Origin of the sequence: Tabrizicola soli, from assembly GCF_015999335.1 — a bacterium.
GTDB classification, from domain to species: domain Bacteria; phylum Pseudomonadota; class Alphaproteobacteria; order Rhodobacterales; family Rhodobacteraceae; genus Tabrizicola; species Tabrizicola soli.
In genome coordinates this window covers 30,428-54,069 of the sequence record NZ_JAEACP010000009.1, presented here as the reverse complement: position 1 = coordinate 54,069, position 23,642 = coordinate 30,428, and the positions used below count along the sequence as shown (strand labels likewise).

Here is a 23,642-nt window from a genome sequence, read left to right as displayed (position 1 = left end):
GGCTATTGAATTCCCGGCCCCCGCGCGGCAATGAGTTGCAAGACCGGAGGCCCCGATGAACCGCCCCACCAACCGCCTGTATCACGTTCCGCTTTCGCCCTTCTGCCGCAAGGTGCGGCTGACGCTGGCCGAGAAGAAGATCGAGGTCGAGCTGGTCGAGGAACGCTACTGGGAACCCTCGCCCGACTTCCTGCGCCGCAACCCGGCGGGGAAGGTGCCGATCCTGAAGATGGGCAACCGGGTGATGAGCGAAAGCCAGGCGATCTGCGAATATATCGAGGAGCAGACGCCCGAGCCGCCGCTGATGCCGAGGGGGGCGGAGGGGCGCTATGAGGTGCGGCGGCTTTGCGCCTGGTTCGACGACAAGTTCCACAACGAGGTGACCTCGAAGCTGCTGTACGAGCGGGTGAACAAGAAGGTCACGGGCCAGGGCTATCCGGATTCGAAGAACGTCAAGCTGGGGTCGACCCGGATCAAGTATCACCTCGACTACATGGCCTGGCTTCTGGACCAGCGCCGCTGGCTGGCCGGCGACGTGATGACTTTGGCCGACTTCACCGCCGCCGCGCATCTGAGCTGTCTGGACTATATCAGCGACGTGGACTGGAACCGGCACGCGGTGCTGAAGGACTGGTATGCGAAGATCAAGTCGCGGCCGTCGTTCCGGCCGCTTCTGGCCGACCAGATCTCGGGCTTTCCGCCGGCGCCGCATTATGCCGACCTGGATTTCTGATCCCGGCCCCCGGGGCGCTGCCCCGGACCCCGGGATATTTGGGCAAAGATGAAAGGGCTTTCGAAAGACGAGCTGGTGGCGCGGGCCCTGGAGGAGGGGTTCGTGAAGGCCGGGTTCTGCCGGCCGGATGCGGTGCCCGAGGCGGCGGGGCGGCTGCGGGCCTATCTCGCGGCGGGGCGGCACGGGCAGATGGGCTGGATGGAGGAGCGCGAGGCCTGGCGCGGCGCGGCCGCGGCGCTGTGGCCGGAGGCGCGGACGGTGATCATGCTGGCCGAGGCCTATACGCCGGAGGCCGATCCGATGGCGGGGCTGGCGCAGAAGGACCGGGGGGTGGTCTCGGTCTATGCGCAGGGGAAGGACTACCACGACCTCTTGAAGCGGCGGCTGAAGCGGCTGGGGCGCTGGATAATCGAGCGGGCCGCCCGATCTGCGCTGGACTGCGAGATCAAGGTCTTCACCGACACGGCCCCGGTGATGGAGAAGCCGCTGGCGCAGGCGGCGGGGCTGGGCTGGCAGGGCAAGCACACCAACCTGTTGGGCCGCGACCTGGGCAGCTGGGTCTTCCTGGGGGCGATCTTCACCACGCTGGAATTCGCCCCGGACGCGCCCGAGGTCGGCCATTGCGGGCGCTGCACCGCCTGCCTGGACGCGTGCCCGACCCGCGCCTTTCCCGCGCCCTGGCAGCTGGATGCGCGGCGCTGCATTTCCTATCTGACGATCGAGCACAAGGGTCCGGTGGACCTCGAGCTGCGCGGGCTGATGGGCAACCGGATCTATGGTTGCGACGATTGCCTGGCGGTCTGCCCCTGGAACAAGTTCGCCGTCGCGGCGAAGGAGATGGGGTATCAGCCACGGGTCGGCCTGCCGGAGCTGGCGGAGCTGGCCGCGCTGGACGATGCGGGGTTTCGCGAGCGGTTCTCGGGCTCTCCGGTCAAGCGGATCGGGCGGGGGCGGTTCGTGCGCAACGTGCTGTATGCGGTGGGAAATTCGGGTCTGGCGGCGCTGGTCCCGGTGGCGCGGGCGCGGCTTTCCGACGAGGACCCGGTGGTGGCCGAGGCGGCGGCCTGGGCGCTGGGCAGGCTTTCGCAGGTGCAGGACAGCGGGGTGGGGACGCCGGGCGAATCGTGCTAGGCTGGCGGCAATCTGGAGGAGAGCGGACCATGGCACGGCATCTGGCGGATCATCGGAAATCCAGCAAGGGCGGCAGGGTGAAGCATTTCCTGCGGCTGGCAAGGACGCCGAGGGAGACCTGGAAGGTGGCGCGTCCGGGCTCGGCCGGGGGGCGGCTGGTGCAGTTCCTGCGGATCGAGCGGGGGAAGACGGCCTGAGTCTGGCCACGCGCGGGCATGGGCCAAGTCCCCGCAATATCAACGGGTTGGCTGTCGCCGTTTACCGATTGTCAAGGCTTTGCCGGCTTCAGCCGGTCGCGCAGCACGGCCAGGACGTCGCGCAGGTCGATCACCTGATCCAGCGTGAGTCCGGTCCGTTCGGCGAAGGCGCGCGGGATGCCGGCGGTCCGGTCGGCGAGGTTGTGCCCGTCCTCGGTCAGCGAGACGCGGACCTGGCGTTCATCCCGGCTGTCGCGCCGCCGCGTCACCCAGCCCGCGCTTTCCATCCGCTTGAGCAGCGGGGTCAGGGTGTTCGATTCCAGCCGCAGGTCGGCGCCGATCTCGGACACGCTTTGCCCGTCGCGGGCCGCGAGGGCGGAGAGCACCAGATATTGCGGATAGGTCAGCCCCAGCGGCTGCAGGAGCGGCGCATAGGCGGCATGGACCGCATGGGCGGTGGAATGCAGCGCGAAGCAGAGCATGTCCGAGGGTGCGAGGGTCATGCACCTGCCATACATCGCGGGCGATGGAAGCGCAAGCGTCTTTCTCTGGCCGGGTGGCAGATCGGACCGCGCAGCCGACCCCGGCCGGTTGGGAACCCATGCGCGCGCCGGGGCGTTGTTCGCCGATTGCCGGCAAGCCGAAGTTTTGCGGGGCTCGGGGGATGCGATGGCCACACCAGATGACTCAGCCAGGCCATGGTCGATTCGAAGTGGCGAGGAGTTTCGCGCCCTCTACGAATTCACCGACGCGATCTACCACGCCCATTCGATGGAAGATGTCTATGCCTCGGCGCTGGACGTCATCACCAAGACGCTGGGATGCGACAGGGCGTCGATCCTGCTGTTCGACGCCGCCGGCAGGATGCAGTTCGTCGCATGGCGCGGCCTGTCGGAGCGATATCGCGCGCAGCTTGCCGGCCATTCGCCCTGGCGGCCGGGAGAGGCGGATCCGCCGCCGATCTTCGTCGAGGATATCGGCCAGACCGGGGAAGCCGACTGGATCAAGCAGGCGATCCGGGCCGAAGGCATCGTCAGCCTGGGCTTCGTGCCCCTGACGCTGGAAGGCCGGGTCATCGGGAAGTTCATGACCTATCACGGCACCCGGCGCCGGTTCGACGAGCACGCGCAGGCGCTGGCCGTCACCATCGCCCGGCATCTGGGCTTCAGCATCGGGCGCGCGCGGGCCGAAGCGGCGCGCGAGGCCGCCCTCGCCGAACTGCGGATGTCCGAGGCGCATTTCCGGCACATGACCGACCAGGCCCCGATCATGATCTGGATGAGCAATGCGGAGGGGCATTGCGAACATCTCAACAAGGCGGCGCGCGACTTCTGGGGGGTGGAGGAGGAGCGGATCGGCGTCTTCGACTGGAGCACGACGATCCACCCCGAGGATGTCGGGAACGTGCTGGCCCGGATGGGGCAGGCAATGGCGTCGAACGAGGCCGTGCTGCTGCGGGGACGGTATGCAAGCACCTCGGGCGAGTGGCGGGTGCTGCAGACGGAGGCGCGGCCGAGGCATGCCTGCGACGGGCGCTTTCTGGGCATGATCGGCGTCAATGTCGACATCACCGAGCAGGACGGCATCGCCCGCCAGCGCGAGCTGATGCTGGCCGAGCTGAACCACCGGGTGAAGAACACGCTGGCGGTGGTGCAGGCGATCGCGCACCAGACCTTCAGGTCCGAGAGATCGATCCCGTCGGTGGCGACCTTCATCGGCCGCCTGGGGGTTCTGGCGGCGGCGCATGACATCCTGTCCAGGGACAACTGGGAAAGCACGCCGATGCCGGAGCTGGTGCGGGAAGTGCTGACCCGCGATCCGGCCAACCGGCGAAACGTGCAGATGGAGGGGCCGGCGCTGCTTCTGGCGCCGAAGCAGGCGCTGGCGATCGCGCTGGCGCTGCACGAGCTGCAGACCAACGCCTTGAAATACGGGGCGCTTTCCGTCGAGCGGGGATCGGTTTCGCTGCACTGGAACCTTGCTCCGGAGCATGGGCTGGATATCGTCTGGCAAGAGAGCGGCGGGCCGAAGGTGAAGCCGCCGAAGCGGCGGGGCTTTGGAACGCTGATGATCGAGCAGGCCCTGGCGGCCGACCTGAACGGCTCCGCCCATATCGATTTCCGGCCCGAGGGGCTGGTCTGCAAGATCAGGGCCACCTGCGAAAGGGTTCAGTGATGAGCATTCTTGCCAACCGGCGCGTCCTGCTTGTGGAGGACGAATTCCTGATCCTGGCCATGCTGTGCGACATGATCGCCGACGCCTCGGCGACCGTCGTCGGCCCGGCGACGACGCTGGACGAGGCCTTGCAGCTGGCGAAGGTCGCCGAGATGGACGCGGCGATCCTGGACATGAACCTGAGCGGCCAGTGGAGCGATCCGGTGGCCGAAACCCTGGGGCGGCGCGGCATCCCGTTCGTGTTCACCACCGGCTACGGGGTGACGGAAAGAAGCCAGCGGTTCGGCGCCAGGACGGTGGCGAAACCCTATACCTGGGAGGCCCTTGAAAGGGAGCTGGGGCAGGCGATCTCGGACGCCGCGCGGCAGAAGCCCCTTGACGAAGAGGCGGCGGATCGGTGACGCGGTCCTGGCCCGGCGGGTGGGGCCGGGCAAAAGATCCTGTTGACGAAACTCATTCGTATGCTAGCGTTATTGCGAGCTGAAGTCGGCAGGCAGTCAGCCTAATCGGTGTGTGCCATGGGCAATCCTTTTTGCAGGGAGGCAGTCATGGAAGCCAGCAGGAACACCCCCAAACGCGCCCGGACGGTCCGGGTCAGCCATCCGGCGAACGCCTTCCGGCAGGAACCCCCGGGCTTCCAGCGCGCGACCTTCGGTTTTCTCTCGGACGACGAGGTGGCCTGGATGAGGGAGCGGGTCGAGGATGTGCTGGCCGATTACGGCGTGGCGATCCTGCACCCCGAGGCCTACAAGCGCTTCCTTGCGGCGGGCGCGAAGCCCGGCAGCGACGCGAACCGCATCCGGATGCCGCGCGAGCTGATCCGCGAGGCGATGGCCGCCACGCCCAAGGCGGTGCGGCTGGGGGGCAAGGAGGCGCGGTTCGACATGGACCTGCCGCGCGCCGATGGCGGGTTCATCATGCGCACCGGCACCGGCGCGCATGGCTATGTCAATCCGCGCGACGCCAGCTATCGCAAGATGGACCTGACGGCGGTCTCGGAGATCGCGGCGGTCGCCAACACGCTGGACGAGGTGGGGTTCATCGCCCATCCCTTCGTGCATGGCGTGCCGGAGGTGACCTCGGACATCCACAGCTACGGCCGGCTGATCGGGCGCACGCCGAAGCATATCTGGATGCAGCCCTACCAGTGGGAGAACGTGGATTACCTGATGCGGATCGCCGCCATCGCGGCCGGGGGCGAGGCGGAGTTGCGCGCCAATCCGATCACCAGCTGCATCACCTGCTCGTTCACGCCGCTGGAATTCAAGTACATGGACACGCATGTGATCATCAAGGCGGGGGAATACGGCATCCCGCTGCATGCCTGCAGCCTGCCGTCCTCGGGCGGGACGGCGCCGCTGTCGGTGCCGTCGATGGCGATCATGTCGGCGGCCGAGATCGTCGGCATGACGGTGATGGCGCATATCCTGTCGCCGGGGATTCCGGTCATCGCCACGCCGCTGATGTTCACGCTGGACATGCGCACGGGCAGCGCGCTGCAAAGCTGCGTCGAATCGCTGCAGGCGGCCAACATGTCGGTCCAGCTGATGAAGCGGGGCTGGGGGCAGGTTGCGCATACCTACGGCTCGGGCTCGGACACGCCGGACGCGGACCATCAGTCGATGGCCGAGCGCGCGATGCTGACGCAGACCGTGGCGCTGGCGGGGGCCGATATCCTGGGCGGGGTGGGGCAGCTGGAATGCGCCACCGTCTTCAGCCCGGTGCAGGCGGTGCTGGACAACGAGGTGGGCGCGATGATGCGCCGCTTTGTCCGCAAGCCGAGCCTGGACAAGGAGGCGCTGAACTGGGACGAGCTGATGCAGATCCGCACCGGCGGGCATTTCCTGGACAGCGCGCATACCATCGCCACCTGCCGCGACCAGCTTGCGCCCAGGGTGTTCCGCCGCCAGGGCCGCGACGATTACGAGAAATCGGGCCGCCGCACCGCCTTTGACGAGGCGCGCGATGCCGCGCTGGCCGCCATCGCCGCGGCGCCGGAGCAGGGGCTTCTGAGCGAGGAGCAGGAGCGCGAGATCGCCGCGCTGACCGCCCGCGCCGACGAGCATATCGTCGCCGCCTATACCGGGGCCGTCTCGGTCATCTGACCGCGAGTGCCTGGCCTGACCGGGCGCCGGTCAGGTCAGGCGGGACAGGAGCCGCAGCAGGGTCGCGCGCTCGCTCCGGGTCAGGGGGGCGAGGGTCTGTTCGGTGATGGTGCGGCCCATCCCGTGCAGCCTGTCGCGCAGCTCCGCTTCGGGTCCGGCCGGCGAGATGGTCGTCCGGCGCTTGTCCTTCGGGTCGGGCTTCAGGTTGACCAGCCCCTTGGCGCGCAGCCGGTCCACGACGCCCTTGATCGTGGCCACGTCCATCGCCGTCCGCCGCCCCAGCTCGTTCTGCGAACATTCGCCTTCGTCCAGAAGCCGGACCATCGCCGAGAACTGCGTGGGCGTCAGGTCAAGGATGGCATGTTCCTGGAAGATCAGCGCATGGCGCTGGTTGGCAAGGCGCAGGAGGTAACCGATCTGCGCATCGAGGACATAGGGATCCGCGGGCGCGTCATCCACGGCCGCAACCTGATCATCGGCTTTCGTCATTCCATCCGGCCTTTCGCCACTGTTCTTCCGGCGCCAGCCCGGCCCGGCACTTGATCCCGTTTTTCTTGCAGGCCGACCGAGGCCGAACTTGCTTTTGCAGGAACTTCCATTAGCATACAAATGAAAAGAGCCGCAAGAAAGGTACCATGCAGATGTCTGTATCTCCCATGCCCGACAAGCTCGTCATCCGGAATATCGGTCTTTTGCTGACGGGCAAGATCGAATCGCCGATTGCCGAGGGCGATTGCGTGGTGGCCGTCGGCGGCAAGATTGCCGCCTGGGGCCGCGAAAAGGACCTGGACACCGAGGGCGCGACCACGGTGGTCGATGCGAAGGGGGCGACGCTGGTTCCCGGCCTGATCGACAGCCATGTCCACCCGGTCGTCGGCGACTACACGCCGCGCCAGCAGCAGCTGAACTGGATCGACAGCTCGCTGCACGGCGGCGTCACCACGATGATCTCGGCCGGCGAGGTGCATATGCCGGGGCGGCCGAAGGACATCGTCGGGCTGAAGGCGATGGCGATCGCGGCGCAGCGCTGGTACGAGAATTTCCGCCCCTCGGGAGTCAAGGTCCATGGCGGCGCGCCGGTGATCGAGCATGGCATGGTCGAGGACGACTTCCGCGAGCTTGCCGCGGCGGGGGTGCGGCTTCTGGGCGAGGTGGGCCTTGGTTCGGTCAAGGATGGCAAGACCGCGCGGCAGATGGTGGACTGGGCGCGCAAATACGGCATCCAGAGCACGATCCACACCGGCGGGCCGTCGATCCCCGGCTCGGGCCTGATCGACGCCGACATGGTGCTGGAGACCGGGGCGGATGTGGTGGGCCATATCAACGGCGGCCATTCGGCGCTGCCGGACGACCAGATCGTCTGCCTGTGCGAGAACTGCACCAAGGGGCTGGAGATCGTCCACAACGGCAACGAACGCGCGGCGCTGTTGACGATCAACACCGCGCGCGAGCTGGGCAAGCTGGACCAGGTGATCCTGGGGACCGACGGGCCGGCGGGATCCGGCGTGCAGCCCCTGGGCATCCTGCGCATGGTGGCGATGCTGTCCAGCCTGGGCAACGTGCCGGCCGAGGTGGCCTTCTGCTTTGCCACCGGCAACACGGCGCGGCAGCGCGAACTGGACGCGGGCCTGCTGGAGCCCGGCTTCGCCGCCGATTTCGTGCTGATGGACCAGGCCCAGCACGCGCCGGGCCGGAACATCCTTGAATCCGTGCAGCTGGGCAACCTGCCGGGTGTGGGCATGACGATCATCGACGGGGTGGTGCGCAGCGAGCGCAGCCGCAACACCCCGCCCGCGATGCGCCTGCCCGAGCTTGTCGCGCGGCGCTGAGACAGCGGCGCGTTGACAGGCGGGCGGAAATGAATAATCATTCGTAAGCAAACGAATTTGGCGCGATGGAGGACAGGCCGGGGACGGGGGCGGGACCCCGGCGGCGGATGACAGGAACGGTCCCGGACCGAAACAATAGGGGAGGAAAACGATGTTCAAGACACTTGCGACAGCAACGGCCCTTGTCGGCGGCATGGCCCTGACGGCCTCGGCGCAGGACATGGTGTTCACCAGCTGGGGCGGCACCACGCAGGACGCGCAGGCCGCGTCCTGGGCGGCGCCCTTCACCGAGAAGACCGGCATCAACGTGCGGCAGGACGGGCCGACCGACTATGGCAAGCTGAAGGCGATGGTCGACAGCGGCAATGTCGACTGGGACGTGGTGGATGTCGAATACGACTTCGCCATCGCCGCCGCGCAGATGGGCCTGCTGGAGCCGATCGACTTCGGCGTGGTGGACCGCGCCGCGATCGACCCGCGTTTCGTCACCGACCACGCGGTGGGCAGCTTCTATTATTCCTTCGTGATCGGCTACAACAAGGACGCGCTTTCGGGCGAGCCGGCAAGCTGGGCCGACGTGTTCGATACCGCGAAGTTTCCGGGCAAGCGCAGCTTCTACAAGTGGTCCGCGCCCGGCGTGCTGGAGGCAGCGCTTCTGGCCGATGGCGTGGCGGCGGATGCGCTGTATCCGCTGGACCTCGACCGGGCCTTCGCCAAGCTGGACACGATCAAGTCCGAGATCATCTGGTGGGGCGGCGGCGCGGAATCGCAGCAGCTGCTCGCCTCGGGCGAGGCGCCGATCGGCAGTTTCTGGAATGGCCGCGTCTTTGCCATCCAGCAGGAAGGCGGCAATGTCGGCGTGTCCTGGGCGCAGAACCTGACCGCCGCCGATGTCCTCGTGGTGCCGAAGGGCGCGAAGAACAAGGAAGCGGCGATGAAGTTCCTGGCCGAGGCGACCTCTGCCTCGGGGCAGGCCAGCCTGGCCACGGCCACCGGCTATGCGCCGATCAACGTGAATTCGAAGGCCGAGATGGACCCGGCCGTGGTGGCCGAGCTGCCGGACGCCCATGTCGACAGCCAGATCGACCTGGACATGGCCTATTGGGCCGAGCACCGCGACGAGATCGCGAAACGCTGGTACGACTGGCAGGCCCAGTAAGCCGCATCCTGCCGGCGGGCCGCAGGGGCGCGCCGGCACCTTCACCCCCTTACGGTGAGTCGCATGGCCGCAAACGCATCTGTTCCAAGGCGGCAGTGGCGGGGCTTCGGCCCGGCTGTCCCTGCCCTCGTGCTTCTGGCGCTGTTCTTCGTGATCCCGGTGGTCAGCCTGCTGCTGCGCTCGATCCTGGAGCCGGAGCCGGGGCTGCAGAACTATGCCGAGCTGTTCGCGACCTCGACCTATGCGCGGGTGCTGTACAACACGTTCCTGGTGGCCTTCGTGGTCACGGCGGTCTCGCTGCTGCTGGGCTATCCGGTGGCCTGGCTGCTGGCGATCATGCCGCAGCGGTATGCGAACCTGGTGCTGGCCATCATCCTGGTGTCGATGTGGACCAACCTGCTGGCGCGCACCTATGCCTGGATGGTGCTGTTGCAGCGGACGGGGGTGATCAACACCACGCTGATGAAGCTTGGCCTGATCTCCGAGCCGCTGGCGCTGGTCAAGAACCTGACCGGGGTCACCATCGGGATGACCTATATCATGCTGCCCTTCATCATCCTGCCGCTCTACGCCAGCATCCGCGCCATCGACCCGACCACCTTGCAGGCGGCGGCGCTGTGCGGCGCGGGGCGCTGGCAGGCGTTCCGGCGGGTGCTTCTGCCGCTGTCGGCGCCGGGGGCGGCGGCGGGGGGATTGATGGTCTTTGTCATGTCGCTGGGCTATTTCGTCACGCCCGCCCTTCTGGGCAGCGCCTCGCAGATGATGCTGGCCGAGATGATCGCGCAGCTGGTGCAGTCGCTGTTGAACTGGGGGCTGGGATCGGCGGCGGCCTTCATCCTGCTGACGGTGACGCTGGCGCTGTATGCGGTGCAGATCCGCTTTTTCGGGGGGATGCGCTGAGATGCTGCTGACCTACCGTCATCTGGGCGGGCTTGGCGTGGCGCTCTGGGCGGTCACGATCCTGGTCTGCCTGTTCCTCCTGGTGCCCATCGTCTTCATCGCGGCGCTGTCCTTCGGGTCGTCGCAATGGCTGGTGTTCCCGCCGCCCTCCTGGACGCTGCGCTGGTACCGCGAACTGGCGGCCGATCCGCGCTGGCTAGAGGCGGCGCTGACCAGTGCCAAGGTGGGCCTCCTGTCGGCGGCGCTGGCGGTGCTTCTGGGGCTGATGGCGAGTTTCGCGCTGGTGCGCGGCCGGTTCCGGGGGCGGGGTCTGCTGAAGGCGCTGTTCCTGACGCCGATGGTCCTGCCGGTGATCGTCTTCGCGGTGGCGATCTATGCGCTGTTCCTGCGCGTGGGCCTGAACGGCACCCTTGTCGGCTTCGTGCTGGCGCATACGGTGCTGGCCTTTCCCTTCGCGGTGATCCCGATCGTCAACTCGCTGGAGGGGTTCGACAAGTCGATCGAGGATGCGGCGGTCCTGTGCGGGGCCTCGCCCCTGCAGGCCAAGCTGAAGATCACGCTTCCGGCGATCCGGATCGGCCTGTTCTCGGCCGCCGTCTTCGCCTTCCTGATTTCCTGGGACGAGGTGGTGGTGGCGATCTTCATGGCCAGCCCCGACCTGCAGACCCTGCCGGTGCGCATCTGGGGTGCGCTGCGGCAGGACCTGTCGCCGGTGATCGCGGCGGCCTCCACCATCCTTGTCGCCTTCACCCTGCTGGTGATGGCCGCGGCAGCCCTTCTGAGGAGACGGATTTCCAGATGACCCCGGCCTTCCTTTCCATCCGCGGCCTGCGGCAGACCTATGGCAGCTTCGTCGCGGTCGACGATGTCTCGCTGGAGATCCCCGAGGGGGAGTTCCTGACCTTCCTCGGCCCGTCGGGATCGGGCAAGTCGACCACGCTTTACGCCTTGGCGGGGTTCAACGAGCCGACCTCGGGCGATATCCTGCTGAAGGGTGCCTCGATCCTGGCGACGCCCTCGCACAGGCGCAATATCGGGATGGTGTTCCAGAGGTATACGCTGTTCCCGCATCTGAACGTGCGCGAGAACGTCGCCTTCCCGCTGCGGGTGCGCGGGCAGGCCGAGCCGGAGATCGCGGCGCGGGTGAGCCAGATGCTGGCGCTGGTGCAGCTGGAGGCCTTCGCCGACCGGATGCCGGGCAACCTGTCCGGCGGCCAGCAACAGCGCGTCGCGCTGGCGCGCGCCCTGGCCTATGATCCGCCGGTGCTGCTGATGGACGAGCCCTTGTCCGCGCTGGACAAGAAGCTGCGCGAGGAGATCCAGATCGAGATCCGCCGCATCCACCGCGAGACCGGGGTGACGATCCTCTATGTGACCCATGACCAGGAGGAGGCGCTGCGCCTGTCGGACCGCATCGCGGTGTTCAACCGGGGAAGGATCGAGCAGGTCGGCAGCGGGCGCGACCTGTATCACAATCCGGCCACCCGCTTCGTCGCCGGGTTCATCGGCGATTCCAATTTCCTCGACACCGCCGAAGTGGCGGTTTCCGGCGATCGCGGCCGGGTCGTGTTTCCCGATGGCACGGCGATGGCCGACCTGCCGGTGCACCGCTCGGCCCCCGGCGGCGGGGCCACGGCGGCGCAGGTCATGGTTCGCCCGCAGTCGCTGCGGCTGGCGGCGACGGGGCTTCCGGTGCGGGTGCTGGACGTGACCTTCCTGGGCGATACCTCAACGGTGCAGTTCCGCACCGATTGGGGGCAGGAGATCTGGATGCGGGCCGGGGCCGAGGAGATCGCCGGGCTTTCCCCCGGTGCGAGCGCGCAGCTGGGCTGGGCGCCGGGCGAAAGCCACCTGTTCCTGTGATCTGCTAGCGCAGCGTCGTGCGCTGCGCGCCGGGCGAGACCTGGAAATGCGCGCGGTAGACCTTGGAGAAGGTCGAGGGGGTCTTGAAACCGCAGGCGACCGCGACCTCGGTTATCGACAGGTCGGTCTGCACCAGGAGGTTCCTGGCCCGGGTCAGCCGCGTCTGCATGATGAAGCGTTTCGGCGAGGTTCCGAGATGGCGCTGGAACAGCCGCTCGATCTGGCGGGTCGAGAGGCCGAGGGCCCGCGCGATCTCGCGCGGGGAGACCGGATCCTCGAGGTTTTCCTGCGCCAGTTCCACCGCGCGCATCAGGGATTCGTTGCGCATCCCGTGGCGCGCCTGCAGGGAAACCCGCTGCTCGGCCGTGGCTTCGCGGACGGCGTTGTAGACCATCCGGTCGGCGACGGCGGTGGCAAGCGCGGGGCCGTGCTCGGCGGCGATCAGGTGCAGCATCAGATCCGCCGCCGCCGTCCCTCCTGCGGCGGTGATGAACTTCTGGTCGGCCACGAAGACCCCGCGCACCAGCCGGACGTCGGGAAAGAGCTCGGCGACGACATCGTGGTATTCCCAGTGGATCGCCGCCGCCTGATCCTTCAGGAAGCCGGCGCTGGCCAGGAGATAGGCCCCGGAGCAGATCGCCCCGATCGGCGTGCCGGCAGCCCGTTCCCGGCGGAGATAGGCCAGGATTTCGGGCGTGGCGCGGTCCTGCACCTCGTCGCCCGAGATGACCAGCAGGCGGTCGACATGGCGCAGGGGCTCCAGCCCCCGGTCGACCAGCGTGACCGAACGGTTGGAGCAGACCGCCGAAACCCCGTCGGCGCTGGCCAGCGACCAGCGGAACAGCGTCTGCCCCGAGACCCGGTTGGCGATCCGCAGGGGTTCGATGGCGCAGGAAAAGGCCAGATGCGAGAAGTTGTCGACCAGGAGGAAGACGATCTCGGCCGTGCGGTGGCTGGCGCGCGGGGAGGCCGGCCGCTTCCCGGCGGCGGCATGGTCCCTGCGGTCCGGCTGGTCAAAGGGGGCCATGGCGCGGACCGATCAGTCGACGAAGGCGCGTTCCACCACGAAACTGCCGGGCTGCGCGTTCGACCCTTCGACCAGGCCGTAGCCTTCCAGCATGTCCCTGGTGTCGCGCAGCATCGCCATCGAGCCGCAGATCATGCCGCGGTCCTCGCCGGGCGCGATCGGCGGCACGCCCAGATCGGCGAACAATCGGCCCGATGCCATGAGGTCGGTGATCCGGCCCATGACTGGGAAGGGGTCGCGGGTGACCGTGGGATAGTGGCGCAGCCGGCCCCGCGCCAGGTCGCCGACCAGCGGATCCTCCATGAGGTTCTTCACCAGTTCCTGCCCATAGGCCAGTTCGGCGATCTCGCGGCAGGTGTGGGTCAAAATCACCTCGTCGAATTTCTCATAGGTCTCGGGGTCGCGGATCAGCGAGGCGAAGGGGGCGATCCCGGTGCCGGTCGAGAACATGTAGACCCGTTTGCCCGGCAGAAGCGCGTCCAGCACCAGCGTGCCGGTGGGCTTCTTGCGCATCAGCAGGGTGTCGCCGGGCCGGATCTTCTGCAGGTGCTCGGTGAGCGGGCCGTCGGGGACCTTGATCGAGTAGAATTCGATCTCTTCGTCCCAGGAGGGGCTGGCGATGGAATAGGCGCGGTAGACCGGGCGCTCGGCGTTGGGCAGGCCGATCATCACGAACTCGCCCGAGCGGAAGCGGAAGGCGCCGGGACGGGTGATGCGGAAGCGGAACAGCCGGTCGGTGTAGTGCTGCACCTCGGTCACGGTTTCGGCATAGACGCCGGCGGGGATATGCGTCCCGGCAGCTGCTTGAAGGGTGGCCTGATCCTGCATCATGGTCTCCGGTCTCATTGCGGGGCGGCGGGGTTGCGCGACAGGGAAGCGAGCTTGCCCTGCTGCCCGGCCCAGGCTTCGTGGTCCGGCAGCGGCGCGATCCTTTCGCGGATGTTGGGCCAGACCTCCGCCAGCTCGGCGTTGAGCGTGAGCCAGGGCGCGACCCCGGGCGCCGTGTCGGGAAGGATGGCGTCCACCGGACATTCCGGCTCGCACACGCCGCAGTCGATACATTCGTCGGGGTGGATCACCAGCATGTTCTCGCCCGCGTAGAAGCAATCCACCGGACAGACCTCGACGCAATCGGTGTATTTGCAGGCGATGCAGCCTTCGGTGACGACATAGGTCATGGCGCCCTCATTCATTTGTATACGAACGATAATAGGGTGCGGCGGGCCTTGTCAACATCAAAGAAATAGTTCTGAAAATTCCACCACATGCGCGGCCGGACCTGCGCAGCGGAACGCACCCCGCCCGAGGGGGCGAGGTGCTATCGCCTGGCGGTCCGGTCTAGCGCAATCCGTCCTTGCCGGTGATTTCCCCGACCTTCAGCCCGCCCACCCTCGGCAACGGGCGGCCGCTGTCGGTCACGGCGACGGCGACGACGATCTCGTTGGCGCGGGGGGCGTCGTTGAAGCGGATCTCGACGCCGTCGAAATGCGAGCGCACGAAGGCCGCGTCCTTGTGGCCCAGCGGAATGCCCAGGTCCTGTCCCATGCCGCCGCGCTTTTTCGACGAGGGGACCAGGGCCGCGCCCTTCTCCACCGCCTTGCGCAGGGGGGCGCCCAGTTTCGGGTGCAGGAGGGCGGCGGCATGTTCCAGCTCGCCGTTTTCGCCGACCAGCGCCGCCTTGCCGTAGCTTTCCGCCCGATCGGGCCGGATCCCCAGCGCCGCCACGCATTTCTCGCCCAGAAGCGCGCCCAGCTCCTCGCCGATATCCATCAGGTCGGTCAGATCCTCGACATAGCGCCCGGCGAAGGGGTTCTCGATCACCGCCGCCGCGACGGCCTTGCGGGTGGGGGGATCAATGGCGCGTCCGGCTTCCTCATGCGTTTCCTCGACCCAGACGCCCAGCTTGCGAATCCTTGCCTTCATCTCAGACCGTCCTCTCCCTTGATCTGCGAGGCCTCCAGCCCGCCGGAGCGGGAATGGACGCGGGGGCCGGTGGTCATCGCCAGGATCACCACCATCTCGTCGGCGCGCGGGGCGTCGTTCAGGCCGACCTCGATCGAATCGAAATGGCTGCGGACGTAGGAGGCGTTGACATGGGTGATCGGCACGTCGATCCGCGCGCCCGCGCCGCCGACCTTCTTGGCCGAGGGCACGATGGCCTTGGCCCCGTTCAGCACCTCGCGCATGGCATAGCCGCCGGGGGCATGCCAGAGCGCGCCGTGTTCCAGCTCTCCCGCCGCGCCGACGAGCGAGGCCTTGCCGTAGCCCTCGATCCTGTCCGCGCCGCCGAGCGCCGCCGCAAGCTGCTGCGCCATCTCCAGCCCGAGGGGGCGGAGGTCGTCCATGAAGCCCTGGATCTCGGGCTCGTAGCGCCCGGCGAAGGGGTTGCGGATCACGGCGAGCACGGCGCCGCGCCGGTGCGGATCGCTGCGGGGCGGGCCGCCCTCGTGAAAGATTTCCTCAAGCACAAGCAGCCGCTTGCGCACCTCGACCTTGGGCATGTGCCACCTCGTCCTTCTGGATCAATCCCGTGAAACCCGTCCCGGCCAGCCGGGTCTGGCCCTGCAGGAACAGCGCCACCCCCGCGATCAGGCCCCGTGTCAGCAAGTCTTGCGCGCGGGCCGCCCCCGCGTCCAGCGCCCGTGCGACGTCATCGGGCGAAAGCGGCGGCACCCCGGTCACCACCGGGCGCGTGCCGAGGTCGCTGTCGGGCTGCAGGTCGCAGGCGCGGGTGCGGCGGATGCCGGGATGGCGGGGCAGGTCGACGGCATTGGCGATCATCGTCGCCGCCGCGTCGGCCTCGGCCGCCGAGCGCGCGAGGACGGTGACGCTGTCGGCGATGCCCAGCGAGAAGCTGCGCCCACCCGCGCCGCTGGTGGCGATGCCGCCGATCCCGGCCCCGGCGGAAACCAGGATGCGGCCGAGGTCGCGCCCGTCCAACCCGGCCATCGCGCTGGTGAAGCTGCTCCCTGCGGCAAGGTGGAGGGCGATGTCGCCGCCGTTGTTCACATAGGCGCGGGAAAGCGGCGCGGCAGCGGTCATCGCGGACAGGATCTCGTCGGCGACGGCGCCGGCCACGGCGGCCATGCAGGTGATGAAGACATCGGCATGGGGGCGCACGGCGCGATGCATCCGGCGCGCGACCGGGCCTTGCGGGGCGGGCAGGCCGGCGGTCACCCCGGCGCGCAGGAGCGGCAGTTCGGCCACCAGTTCCTGAAGCAGCCCGTCGAAGCGGGCGGCGGCGGCGGCGAAGGCCTGCGCCCGCGCCAGGCCATCGGCCCCGATGATCAGGTCGATGGGCCCGTGCTGCAGGTGCAGCCGGTCGCCCGGAAGCAGCGCGGCCGCCGGCCCCGTCATGCCTGGCTGTCCGCCGGCCAGCGGAAGTGGTGCCGCGCCATCGGATCGTCCTGCGCCCCGCCCGGCCCGACCCGGCGCACCTTGTCGCTGACGACGCCTTCGATGGGGCGCACCTGATCGGCATGGCCGCCAAGCGCGATGTAATCCGAAAGGCGCATGGTGAATTCGATCGGCGCCACCAGCGCGGGGGTGGGGACATAGCCGAAGGAATTGCTGGGCATTTCGGTCACGTCCACCATCACCGTGATCCCGCCGCCGGGCCAGACATAGGCCCCGGCCCCGCCGCAGGAGACATAGGTGAGCGAATCCTTGACCGAGCGCGTCAGCCGCACCGGGTTCTGCGTCACGCCCGCGCGTAGCGAGCCGCCCGCGCCGGCCATGAACAGCACCGAGCAGAGCGAAGGCTCGCAATTCTCGGCGATCAGGTCGACCGAGCTGCGCAGGTCGGGCGGGAGAGGCTTCGGGACCGGGTTCAGCGCGGCGTCCAGCTCGTAATAGGCGGATTGTTCGCCGGTGGTCGAGACCATGAGAAGGCGCAGGCCCTCCCAGGCGGTCTCGGGGTCGGGCTCCTTCAGGATGGTGAGCGGGTCCTCGATATCGGTGCCGCCCCAGCCGGTGCCGGGTTCGGCGACCTGGAAATAGCGCCCCGGCGTCGAGCGGCGGCCCTTCACGCGGATGCCGCTGGGCGGCACGTTCAGAAGCTTGCCGGCCTGGTGTTCGGACAGGACGCCGGTGATGTGGTCGTCCACCACCACCACCTCGTCGACATGCTGCGCCCATTGCTTGGCGAACATGCCGATGGTGGCCGAGCCGCAGCCGACCCGCATCAGCTTTTCCTCGGCGCCGTTGATCACCGGCGCCCGGCCGGCCTGCACGATGACGGTGGCGCCCTCGTCCACCGTCATCTCGACGGCTTCGCGGTTGCACAGCCGCAGCAGCGCGTCGCAGGTGACGCGGCCTTCCTTCTTGCCGCCGCCGGTCAGATGCTCGACCCCGCCCAGCGACAGCATCTTCGAGCCGTATTCCGAGGTCATCACATGGCCGATGGGTTCGCCATCGACCCGAACCACGGCGCGCTCGTGGCCGATGAAACGGTCGGTGTCGATCTTCACCTTGACGCCGCAGTAGCTGAAGATGCCTTCGGTCACCACGGTGACCATGTCCACGCCCTCGACATTCTGGCTGACGATGAAGGGGGCGGGCTTGTAGTCGGGATAGGTGGTGCCCGCGCCGACCGCGGTGATGAAGGGCCGTCCGCCCTGCACCAGATCGCCGTCCCAGTCGGTGCCCTGGCTGCCCTTGAGGAAGGGCACCGCCTTCACGCCGTGGCTGGCGGCGCTTTCGATGATGGTCAGCGGATCCAGCCGGACCAGCGTGCCGCCGTGGTTGGCGTAGCGGTCGCAGGCCCCGGCCCGGCCCTCGGCGATGTAGCACAGCACCGGGCAGGCGTCGCAGCGGATCTTGTCGGCTGTCCGGTCGGCGGGGCGGTCGGCTTTGTCGGTCATGTCAGTCTCCTGCCAATGCGGCGGCGAGTTTCGCGGGGGTCACCGGAACGCTGGTCATGCGCACCCCGGCAGCGTGGGAGATGGCGTTCAGGATCGCGGGCGCGGTCGGGATCAGGACGTGCTCGCCCAGCCCCTTGGCGCCGAAGGGGCCGTGGGCGTCGGCTTCCTCGATGATGATCGGTTCGATGGGCGGAACGTCCCCGATGGTCGGGATCAGGTAGTCGTGCAGGTTCTCGGTGCGGCCGGGGATGTATTCCTCCATCAGGGCCATGCCGATGCCCTGGGCGACGCCGCCCTGGATCTGGCCCTCGACCAGCATCGGGTTGACCGCGAGGCCGACGTCATGCGCGGCGACGATGCGCTTGAGGCAGACGGTGCCGAGGGAGGTGTCCACCTCGGCCACCACCAGCTGCGCGGCATAGCCGAACTGGGCATAGGGTTCGCCCTGGCCATTGGCGTCGAGCGGTTTGGTCGGCGGGTCGTAATGGCCGCTGGCGGCAAGGACGAAGCCGTCGCCATCGGCGGCAAGCTGGTCCAGCGCGAGGCGGTGGCGGCTGGCGCCGTCGTCCACGGTGATCGCGCCCGCCGTGACCGACAGCGCCGCCGCCCCGGAGACGTTGGCCGCGCGCAGTACTTCGGCCCGGAGCGCCTCGCCGCAAAGCCGGGCGGCATTGCCCGAGACGAAGGTCTGGCGCGAGGCGGAGGTCTTGCCGGCATCGGGCGTCAGGTCGGTATCGGGGCCGATCAGCGTGACGGAGGCGACCGGAACCCCCAGCGCCGTGGCGAAAAGCTGGGTGATCACCGTATTCGCGCCCTGGCCGATGTCCATCGCGCCCTGATGCAGGACGATGGTCCCGTCGGCCCGGATCCCGGCCTTGATCGTCGAGGGGTTCGGCAGCGAGGTATTGCCGCAGCCATACCAGCCCGAGGCGAGGCCGACGCCCCGGCGCAGGGGCCCGTCCGTGTCGCGGTTGAACGCCGCCGCCGCCGCGCGTTCGGTTTCCCAGGCCGGGCGCAGCGCCTCCAGGCAGGCGCGGATGCCGACGCCCTGCGGGAAGACCTGGCCGCAGACGGTGGGCGCGCCGTTCGTCAGCGCGTTCTTCAGCCGCAGCTCCAACGGGTCGATCCCCAGTTTCGCGGCCAGTTCGTCCAGCAGCGACTCCAGCGCGATGGCGGCCTGCGGCACGCCGAAGCCGCGAAAGGCCCCGGAGGGCGGGCAGTTGGTGTGGATCGCCCGCGCCTCGGCCCGGTAATCGGCGATCCGGTAGGGGCCGGAGGCATGGACCGGCACCCGGTTCGCCACCGTCGGGCCCCATGAGGCATAGGCGCCGGTGTTGAAGGTGCCCCGGAAGTCGCAGCCTTTGAGGATGCCGTCCCGCGTCGCCCCCAGCCGCAGCCGGATGTCGGAGGGGTGGCGCTTGGTCGTCGACTGCATCGATTCCGTGCGGCTGTAGGCCATCCGCACCGGCCGCCCGGTCTTGAGCGCCCCGAGCGCCAGATAGGGCTGGAGCGAGATGTCGAGCTTGGAGCCGAACCCGCCGCCCACCGCCGTCGGGACGATGCGGATGCGCGAGCGGTCCATGCCGAGGAGGATCTCCATCGACTCGAGGTCCATGACCGGGGCCTGGGTGCAGGCGTGGATTTCCACCCTGCCGTCGACGACCTGGGCGAAGCCTGCCTCGGGCTCGATATAGGCGTGCTCGACGAAACCGCTGGCGAAGCGTCCCTCGACCGTCACATCGGCCGCTGCCAGCGCCGCCCCGGCATCGCCGCAGGCGACGAAGCCCTTGCACATCAGGTTGCCTGCTCGGCCCTCGTGCAGGAGGGGGGCGCCCGGTGCCTCGGCTGTTGCGGGGACCTCGACCGCGGGCAGTTCTGTCCAGGTGACCGGGAAGCCGGCCGGATCGAAGGCGCGGATCGTGGCCTGGGTGCCGACGACGGCCGCCACCGCCTCGCCGCGGAAGCGGGCGGTGCCCTCGGCAAAGGCGGGCTGGTCGGCAAAGGCCGGGATCACGCCGAAGACGTTGCGTCCCGGCACATCGGCGGCCGTCAGCACCGCCGCGATGCCGTCCTGCCCGGCGCGCCAGGCCTCGAGGTCGCCGAAGGCGAAGGCCGCGCGCGGGAAGGGCGAGCGGATGACCAGGATCTCCAGCGTGCCGGGCGGGGCCACGTCGTCGCCGAAGGCCTCGGTCCCGGCCAGTTTCTGCGCCCCGTCCAGCCGCCGGATCGCCGCGCCCGCATGGCCCGGCGCATCCGCTTCGGCCAGCGCGGCGGGAACCGAGGCCACCGCGTCGATGATCTTGCGATAGCCGGTGCAACGGCAGAGGACGCCGCCGAGCGCGCGGGTGATCGCCGCCTCGTCCGGCTGCGGCTCCTCGCGCAACAGCGCGACCGAGGCGGTGACCATGCCCGGCGTGCAGAAGCCGCATTGCGCCGCGCCGTGGTCCTGGAAGCGCCCGGCCAGCGCCTGCGCCACCGGGTCAGAGGCCACCAGCCCGCCGACCGTCTCGATCCGGCGGCCTTCGGCCTTGTGCGTGGGCGTCAGGCAGGAGCAGACCACCTGCCCGTCGATCAGGACCGAGCAGGCCCCGCAATCGCCCGCGTTGCAGCCGATCTTGACGTCGCGCGCCCCCAGCCGCTCGCGCAGCGTGTCCGACAGGCGCTCGCCGGCGGGGGCGCTGACCGCGACCGCCGCGCCGTTCAGGATGAACCGGGTCGCCCCCAGGCCATGCTCACCGTCCATCCGCGCCTCCTGCTGCATTTGCCGCCCGCACCAGTGCGCGCTGGCAGAGTTCGCGCACCGCCTCGATCCGGTAGGCCGCCGTCGCGCGAATGTCGTCGATCGGCGAGAGCACCGACAGATGGAAGGGGTCGGGTTTCAGCCCGGCCAGTTCGTCCAGCCTGCGGCCCTGAAGCGCGGATTCCCACGCGGGCAGGCGCCGTGCCACCGGCGAACAGGCCCCGACGGCCACGCGCGCCTCGGCGATGCGGTCTTGGTCGATGTGAACCACCGCCGCGACCATGGCAATCGAGATCACCAGCGATGAGCGCGTGCCCAGTTTGACGAAGGCCCCGCCTTCGCCCGGGGCCGGGTGGGGCAGGTGCAGGGCGGTGACCAGCTCGTCCGCGGCGCGGGCGGTGCGGCGGACGCCGGTGATGAACTCTTCCAGCGGGAGGCGCCGGGTCCCGGCGTGCGAGGCGAGCTCGACCTCGGCCCGCAGAGCCAGGAGCGGCGGCACCCCGTCGGCGGCGGGCGAGGCGTTGCAGATATTGCCGGCGACGGTGCCCGCGTTCTGGATCTGGACCGCGCCGACCTCGACCGCCGCCTCTTGCAGCGCGGCGAAGGCCGGGGGCAGGGGGGCCGCAGCGATCTCGGCCCAGGTGGTCGCGGCCCCGATGCGCCAGCCCCGCGGCTCGCGCGCGATCCCGCGCAGGGCGGGCAGGCGGGTCACGTCGAGGATGTCGCCGCTGCGCTGGCCCTGCCGCCGCGCGGGAAGCACATCGGTGCAGCCAGCCACGACCTCGGGCCGCCGGTCGCGCAGCAGGGTCAGGGCCTCCGGAAGCGAGTCGGGAACGAGATACGCCAAGAGCCCCTCCCATGCGGCGCTTGTCATTTGTATACGAATGATATTGCGAAATCCGGCCAAGTCAATCACCGGAATCGCAGTCGAAGCGCGTGCCGGGTCGAAAGTCGCATCTCGATCAGTTCGGGCGTCCAGCCTCGGGGTCCGCTGTTGCCGGAGGCCGGGCCGGGCTACCGGATCACCTCGACCCGTGCCCCCGCCGCCGCCAGCGCCCGCGCCAGGGCCGGGGGCGGCGGCGCATCCGTAACGAGGAGATCGACCCGGGACAGCGGGGCGACCCGGATGACGCCCCGGCGGCCGAACTTCGTCGCATCCGTCACCACGACCCGCCGCGCGCCGCAGCCCAGCACCACGCGGGCGAACTCGGCCTCTTGCAGGTCGAAGTCCATGATCCCCTCGGCATCCACCGCGCCGGCCGAGATCACCGCATGTTCGACCGAGAACCGCGCCACGAATTCCAGCGCCGAGGCCCCCAGCGCCGCCCCGGAATCGCCGCGCAATTCGCCCCCCGCCATGAACACCCGGTTGCCGTTCACCGTGGCCAGGGTCCGCGCGATGTCCGAGGAATTGGTCACCACCGTCAGCCGGCGATGCTTCAGCAACTCGCGCGCAAGGAAGCTGGTCGTCGTGCCGGTATCCAGCATCACCGAGGCGCCGTCGGCGATCCCTGCGGCCACCGCCCGGGCGATCACCCGCTTGGCCGCCGCATTCTCGCGCATCCGCCGTTCGAACGGCGCCTCGCCGGTCTGTCCGGCCAGCCCCACCGCCCCGTGGCTGCGCACCACCGCGCCGGCATCGACCAGCGCCCGGATCTCGCGCCGCGCCGTCTCGGGCGACACGGCCAGATGCGCCGCCAGCTCGGCCACGGGAAGCACGCCGCGCCCATCCAGCAATGCCAGGATCTCTGCCTGCCGCCGCGATGCCATCCGCGCCCCCTTGACCGTATCCTTACCGGATATTGCCCGTTTCAATGCCGAGATCCAGATATACGGTCAGGAAAATTCCACGACCACCCAGATTCCATTTGACAGGCCCTCCTCCCGGCTTCCACCCTTTCCCCATCAGCCATCCCAGACCCGGAGGTTTCCCATGCCACGCCGCCTGTTCCTTTCCGGTCTTCGCCCGCTTGCCCTTTCCGCCCTGATCGCCTGCTCCACCACCCTCGGCGCCGCCGCGCAGGAATCGTCGGATCCGATCCGGCTGACCCTGCATGACTGGACCGGCCAGCTCATCACCACCCAGCTCATGGGGGAGGTGCTGAAGAAGGCGGGCTACAGCGTCGAATATGTGCAGGCCGACTATCTTGCGCAGTTCACCGGCCTCGAGTCGGGCGATCTCCACCTTGCGATGGAGATCTGGGAAACCACCGGGCGCGACGCGATGGATGCCTCGCTCGCCACCGGCAATGTCGAGAACCTGGGCCCGAACGGGCTGCAGGCCAAGGAGGAATGGTGGTATCCCGCCTACATGAAGGAGCTTTGCCCCGGCCTGCCGAACTGGGAGGCCCTGAAGGACCCGGCCTGCGCCGAGGCCTTCTCGACCGCCGAAACCGCGCCCAAGGGGCGTTACCTTGGCGGCCCGGTGACCTGGGGCGGCTTCGACGAGGAGCGGGTCGAGGCGCTGGACCTTCCCTTCGAGGTGATCCACGCCGGGACCGACGCCGCCCTCTTTGCCGAGCTGGAAAGCGCCTATCAGCGCAAGGCGCCGGTACTTCTGTGGATCTACGCCCCGCACTGGGCCCCCGCGAAATACGAGGGCGAATGGGTCGAGTTCCCGACCTATTCGGCGGAATGTTATACCGATCCGGCGGCGGGCGTGAATCCCGACATGGCCTATGACTGCGGCAAGCCCTTCGGCGACATCTGGAAGGTCGGCTGGGCCGGGCTCAAGGACAAGTGGCCGGGGGCGCACAAGGCGATCCAGGCCTTCACCATCGACAATGCCGAGATGGGCCAGATGATCACCGAGGTGGACCTGAACGGCAAGACCGTCGAGGCCGTCGTCGCCGACTGGATGGCCGCGAACGAGGCCCGGTGGAGCGGCTGGATCGCCAGGTAAGCCGCCCCCCTGATCCGCC

Annotated in this window: 24 protein-coding genes; 12 read left to right on the top strand and 12 right to left on the bottom strand. The window is 68.8% G+C overall.

Annotated elements, in window-relative coordinates; all coding sequences use genetic code 11:
• The first annotated feature begins 55 nt into the window (after window positions 1-55).
• The 3 genes from fzlA to I7S92_RS09745 are packed head-to-tail and all read left to right on the top strand — an operon-like array spanning window position 56 to window position 2,061.
• Window positions 56-733 (top strand): FtsZ-binding protein FzlA, encoded by a 678-nt coding sequence (gene fzlA / locus I7S92_RS09755; RefSeq protein WP_197643414.1) that lies wholly within the window; start codon window positions 56-58, stop codon window positions 731-733.
• Between the two features lie 48 nt (window positions 734-781).
• The gene (queG, locus tag I7S92_RS09750) at window positions 782-1,864 is read left to right on the top strand and encodes a tRNA epoxyqueuosine(34) reductase QueG (protein ID WP_197643412.1); all 1,083 of its coding nucleotides are present in this window, start codon (window positions 782-784) and stop codon (window positions 1,862-1,864) included.
• A gap of 29 nt (window positions 1,865-1,893) precedes the next feature.
• Window positions 1,894-2,061: a hypothetical protein gene (locus I7S92_RS09745; RefSeq protein ID WP_197643410.1), complete on the top strand. Its 168-nt coding sequence runs from the start codon at window positions 1,894-1,896 to the stop codon at window positions 2,059-2,061.
• 71 nt (window positions 2,062-2,132) lie between these two features.
• On the opposite strand, the gene I7S92_RS09740 is transcribed toward I7S92_RS09745, so the two are convergent.
• The gene (locus I7S92_RS09740; RefSeq protein ID WP_197643408.1) at window positions 2,133-2,564 is read right to left on the bottom strand and encodes a MarR family winged helix-turn-helix transcriptional regulator; all 432 of its coding nucleotides are present in this window, start codon (window positions 2,562-2,564) and stop codon (window positions 2,133-2,135) included.
• 166 nt (window positions 2,565-2,730) lie between these two features.
• Between I7S92_RS09740 and I7S92_RS09735 the strand changes: the two genes are divergently transcribed.
• The 3 genes from I7S92_RS09735 to I7S92_RS09725 all read left to right on the top strand — a co-directional run bounded on the left by I7S92_RS09735 (window position 2,731) and on the right by I7S92_RS09725 (window position 6,341).
• Window positions 2,731-4,236: a sensor histidine kinase gene (locus tag I7S92_RS09735; RefSeq protein ID WP_197643406.1), complete on the top strand. Its 1,506-nt coding sequence runs from the start codon at window positions 2,731-2,733 to the stop codon at window positions 4,234-4,236.
• Window positions 4,236-4,637 (top strand): response regulator, encoded by a 402-nt coding sequence (locus I7S92_RS09730; RefSeq protein WP_197643404.1) that lies wholly within the window; start codon window positions 4,236-4,238, stop codon window positions 4,635-4,637. The genes I7S92_RS09735 and I7S92_RS09730 overlap by 1 nt, the downstream gene beginning before the upstream one ends.
• Window positions 4,638-4,784: 147 nt before the next feature.
• Window positions 4,785-6,341, top strand: coding sequence for a trimethylamine methyltransferase family protein (locus tag I7S92_RS09725; RefSeq protein WP_197643402.1), 1,557 nt, complete (start codon window positions 4,785-4,787; stop codon window positions 6,339-6,341).
• A 30-nt stretch (window positions 6,342-6,371) separates the two neighbouring features.
• Here the strand turns inward: I7S92_RS09725 and I7S92_RS09720 are convergent, their stop codons facing one another.
• Complete coding sequence (locus I7S92_RS09720; protein WP_197643400.1) at window positions 6,372-6,830, bottom strand: MarR family winged helix-turn-helix transcriptional regulator; 459 nt, start codon at window positions 6,828-6,830, stop codon at window positions 6,372-6,374.
• Between the two features lie 167 nt (window positions 6,831-6,997).
• Here I7S92_RS09720 and I7S92_RS09715 point away from each other — a divergent pair, with 167 nt between their 5' ends.
• The 5 genes from I7S92_RS09715 to I7S92_RS09695 all read left to right on the top strand — a co-directional run bounded on the left by I7S92_RS09715 (window position 6,998) and on the right by I7S92_RS09695 (window position 12,092).
• Complete coding sequence (locus tag I7S92_RS09715) at window positions 6,998-8,170, top strand: amidohydrolase family protein (protein ID WP_197643398.1); 1,173 nt, start codon at window positions 6,998-7,000, stop codon at window positions 8,168-8,170.
• A 151-nt stretch (window positions 8,171-8,321) separates the two neighbouring features.
• On the top strand, window positions 8,322-9,329 hold the full coding sequence (locus I7S92_RS09710) for an ABC transporter substrate-binding protein (RefSeq protein WP_197643396.1): 1,008 nt from the start codon (window positions 8,322-8,324) through the stop codon (window positions 9,327-9,329).
• 63 nt (window positions 9,330-9,392) lie between these two features.
• Window positions 9,393-10,229: an ABC transporter permease gene (locus I7S92_RS09705; protein WP_197643394.1), complete on the top strand. Its 837-nt coding sequence runs from the start codon at window positions 9,393-9,395 to the stop codon at window positions 10,227-10,229.
• Window position 10,230: 1 nt separating this feature from the next.
• Window positions 10,231-11,031, top strand: a complete 801-nt coding sequence (locus I7S92_RS09700; protein ID WP_197643392.1) for an ABC transporter permease — start codon at window positions 10,231-10,233, stop codon at window positions 11,029-11,031.
• Window positions 11,028-12,092 carry an ABC transporter ATP-binding protein gene (locus I7S92_RS09695; protein WP_197643390.1) on the top strand — a complete coding sequence of 355 codons (1,065 nt, stop codon included), beginning with the start codon at window positions 11,028-11,030 and terminating at the stop codon, window positions 12,090-12,092. The genes I7S92_RS09700 and I7S92_RS09695 overlap by 4 nt, the downstream gene beginning before the upstream one ends.
• A gap of 4 nt (window positions 12,093-12,096) precedes the next feature.
• Here I7S92_RS09695 and I7S92_RS09690 read toward each other — a convergent pair whose 3' ends face one another.
• The 10 genes from I7S92_RS09690 to I7S92_RS09645 all read right to left on the bottom strand — a co-directional run bounded on the left by I7S92_RS09690 (window position 12,097) and on the right by I7S92_RS09645 (window position 22,491).
• Window positions 12,097-13,119 carry a GlxA family transcriptional regulator gene (locus I7S92_RS09690; protein ID WP_197643387.1) on the bottom strand — a complete coding sequence of 341 codons (1,023 nt, stop codon included), beginning with the start codon at window positions 13,117-13,119 and terminating at the stop codon, window positions 12,097-12,099.
• 12 nt (window positions 13,120-13,131) lie between these two features.
• Window positions 13,132-13,965 (bottom strand): ferredoxin--NADP reductase, encoded by an 834-nt coding sequence (locus I7S92_RS09685; protein WP_386003756.1) that lies wholly within the window; start codon window positions 13,963-13,965, stop codon window positions 13,132-13,134.
• A complete protein-coding gene (fdxA, locus tag I7S92_RS09680) occupies window positions 13,962-14,297 on the bottom strand; it encodes a ferredoxin FdxA (RefSeq protein WP_197643385.1) in 336 nt (111 codons plus the stop codon). Before fdxA ends, I7S92_RS09685 begins: the two co-directional genes overlap by 4 nt.
• A gap of 160 nt (window positions 14,298-14,457) precedes the next feature.
• Complete coding sequence (locus I7S92_RS09675) at window positions 14,458-15,042, bottom strand: amino acid synthesis family protein (RefSeq protein ID WP_197643383.1); 585 nt, start codon at window positions 15,040-15,042, stop codon at window positions 14,458-14,460.
• The gene (locus I7S92_RS09670) at window positions 15,039-15,620 is read right to left on the bottom strand and encodes an amino acid synthesis family protein (RefSeq protein ID WP_197643381.1); all 582 of its coding nucleotides are present in this window, start codon (window positions 15,618-15,620) and stop codon (window positions 15,039-15,041) included. Before I7S92_RS09670 ends, I7S92_RS09675 begins: the two co-directional genes overlap by 4 nt.
• Window positions 15,580-16,476, bottom strand: coding sequence for a UPF0280 family protein (locus I7S92_RS09665; RefSeq protein ID WP_197643379.1), 897 nt, complete (start codon window positions 16,474-16,476; stop codon window positions 15,580-15,582). Before I7S92_RS09665 ends, I7S92_RS09670 begins: the two co-directional genes overlap by 41 nt.
• Complete coding sequence (locus I7S92_RS09660) at window positions 16,473-17,981, bottom strand: 6-hydroxynicotinate reductase (RefSeq protein ID WP_197643377.1); 1,509 nt, start codon at window positions 17,979-17,981, stop codon at window positions 16,473-16,475. Before I7S92_RS09660 ends, I7S92_RS09665 begins: the two co-directional genes overlap by 4 nt.
• Window position 17,982: 1 nt before the next feature.
• On the bottom strand, window positions 17,983-20,724 hold the full coding sequence (locus tag I7S92_RS09655) for a molybdopterin-dependent oxidoreductase (protein WP_197643375.1): 2,742 nt from the start codon (window positions 20,722-20,724) through the stop codon (window positions 17,983-17,985).
• Window positions 20,714-21,595 (bottom strand): FAD binding domain-containing protein, encoded by an 882-nt coding sequence (locus I7S92_RS09650; protein ID WP_197643373.1) that lies wholly within the window; start codon window positions 21,593-21,595, stop codon window positions 20,714-20,716. The genes I7S92_RS09655 and I7S92_RS09650 overlap by 11 nt, the downstream gene beginning before the upstream one ends.
• Before the next feature lie 140 nt (window positions 21,596-21,735).
• Complete coding sequence (locus I7S92_RS09645) at window positions 21,736-22,491, bottom strand: DeoR/GlpR family DNA-binding transcription regulator (protein WP_197643371.1); 756 nt, start codon at window positions 22,489-22,491, stop codon at window positions 21,736-21,738.
• A 163-nt stretch (window positions 22,492-22,654) separates the two neighbouring features.
• Here I7S92_RS09645 and I7S92_RS09640 point away from each other — a divergent pair, with 163 nt between their 5' ends.
• Window positions 22,655-23,623 (top strand): ABC transporter substrate-binding protein, encoded by a 969-nt coding sequence (locus I7S92_RS09640; protein WP_197643369.1) that lies wholly within the window; start codon window positions 22,655-22,657, stop codon window positions 23,621-23,623.
• Window positions 23,624-23,642 lie beyond the last annotated feature (19 nt).

Coding starts and splice junctions, on each gene's coding strand:
- I7S92_RS09735 (WP_197643406.1), top strand. CDS start 2,731: ATGGCCACACCAGATGACTCAGCCAGGCCATGGTCGATTCGAAGTGGC.
- I7S92_RS09675 (WP_197643383.1), bottom strand. CDS start 15,042: ATGAAGGCAAGGATTCGCAAGCTGGGCGTCTGGGTCGAGGAAACGCAT.
- fzlA (WP_197643414.1), top strand. CDS start 56: ATGAACCGCCCCACCAACCGCCTGTATCACGTTCCGCTTTCGCCCTTC.
- I7S92_RS09660 (WP_197643377.1), bottom strand. CDS start 17,981: ATGACCGACAAAGCCGACCGCCCCGCCGACCGGACAGCCGACAAGATC.
- I7S92_RS09665 (WP_197643379.1), bottom strand. CDS start 16,476: ATGACGGGGCCGGCGGCCGCGCTGCTTCCGGGCGACCGGCTGCACCTG.
- I7S92_RS09730 (WP_197643404.1), top strand. CDS start 4,236: ATGAGCATTCTTGCCAACCGGCGCGTCCTGCTTGTGGAGGACGAATTC.
- I7S92_RS09685 (WP_386003756.1), bottom strand. CDS start 13,965: ATGAGACCGGAGACCATGATGCAGGATCAGGCCACCCTTCAAGCAGCT.
- I7S92_RS09670 (WP_197643381.1), bottom strand. CDS start 15,620: ATGCCCAAGGTCGAGGTGCGCAAGCGGCTGCTTGTGCTTGAGGAAATC.
- I7S92_RS09705 (WP_197643394.1), top strand. CDS start 9,393: ATGGCCGCAAACGCATCTGTTCCAAGGCGGCAGTGGCGGGGCTTCGGC.
- I7S92_RS09650 (WP_197643373.1), bottom strand. CDS start 21,595: ATGACAAGCGCCGCATGGGAGGGGCTCTTGGCGTATCTCGTTCCCGAC.
- I7S92_RS09720 (WP_197643400.1), bottom strand. CDS start 6,830: ATGACGAAAGCCGATGATCAGGTTGCGGCCGTGGATGACGCGCCCGCG.
- I7S92_RS09715 (WP_197643398.1), top strand. CDS start 6,998: ATGCCCGACAAGCTCGTCATCCGGAATATCGGTCTTTTGCTGACGGGC.
- queG (WP_197643412.1), top strand. CDS start 782: ATGAAAGGGCTTTCGAAAGACGAGCTGGTGGCGCGGGCCCTGGAGGAG.
- I7S92_RS09700 (WP_197643392.1), top strand. CDS start 10,231: ATGCTGCTGACCTACCGTCATCTGGGCGGGCTTGGCGTGGCGCTCTGG.
- I7S92_RS09695 (WP_197643390.1), top strand. CDS start 11,028: ATGACCCCGGCCTTCCTTTCCATCCGCGGCCTGCGGCAGACCTATGGC.
- I7S92_RS09655 (WP_197643375.1), bottom strand. CDS start 20,724: ATGGACGGTGAGCATGGCCTGGGGGCGACCCGGTTCATCCTGAACGGC.
- I7S92_RS09645 (WP_197643371.1), bottom strand. CDS start 22,491: ATGGCATCGCGGCGGCAGGCAGAGATCCTGGCATTGCTGGATGGGCGC.
- fdxA (WP_197643385.1), bottom strand. CDS start 14,297: ATGACCTATGTCGTCACCGAAGGCTGCATCGCCTGCAAATACACCGAT.
- I7S92_RS09740 (WP_197643408.1), bottom strand. CDS start 2,564: ATGACCCTCGCACCCTCGGACATGCTCTGCTTCGCGCTGCATTCCACC.
- I7S92_RS09690 (WP_197643387.1), bottom strand. CDS start 13,119: ATGGCCCCCTTTGACCAGCCGGACCGCAGGGACCATGCCGCCGCCGGG.
- I7S92_RS09640 (WP_197643369.1), top strand. CDS start 22,655: ATGCCACGCCGCCTGTTCCTTTCCGGTCTTCGCCCGCTTGCCCTTTCC.
- I7S92_RS09710 (WP_197643396.1), top strand. CDS start 8,322: ATGTTCAAGACACTTGCGACAGCAACGGCCCTTGTCGGCGGCATGGCC.
- I7S92_RS09745 (WP_197643410.1), top strand. CDS start 1,894: ATGGCACGGCATCTGGCGGATCATCGGAAATCCAGCAAGGGCGGCAGG.
- I7S92_RS09725 (WP_197643402.1), top strand. CDS start 4,785: ATGGAAGCCAGCAGGAACACCCCCAAACGCGCCCGGACGGTCCGGGTC.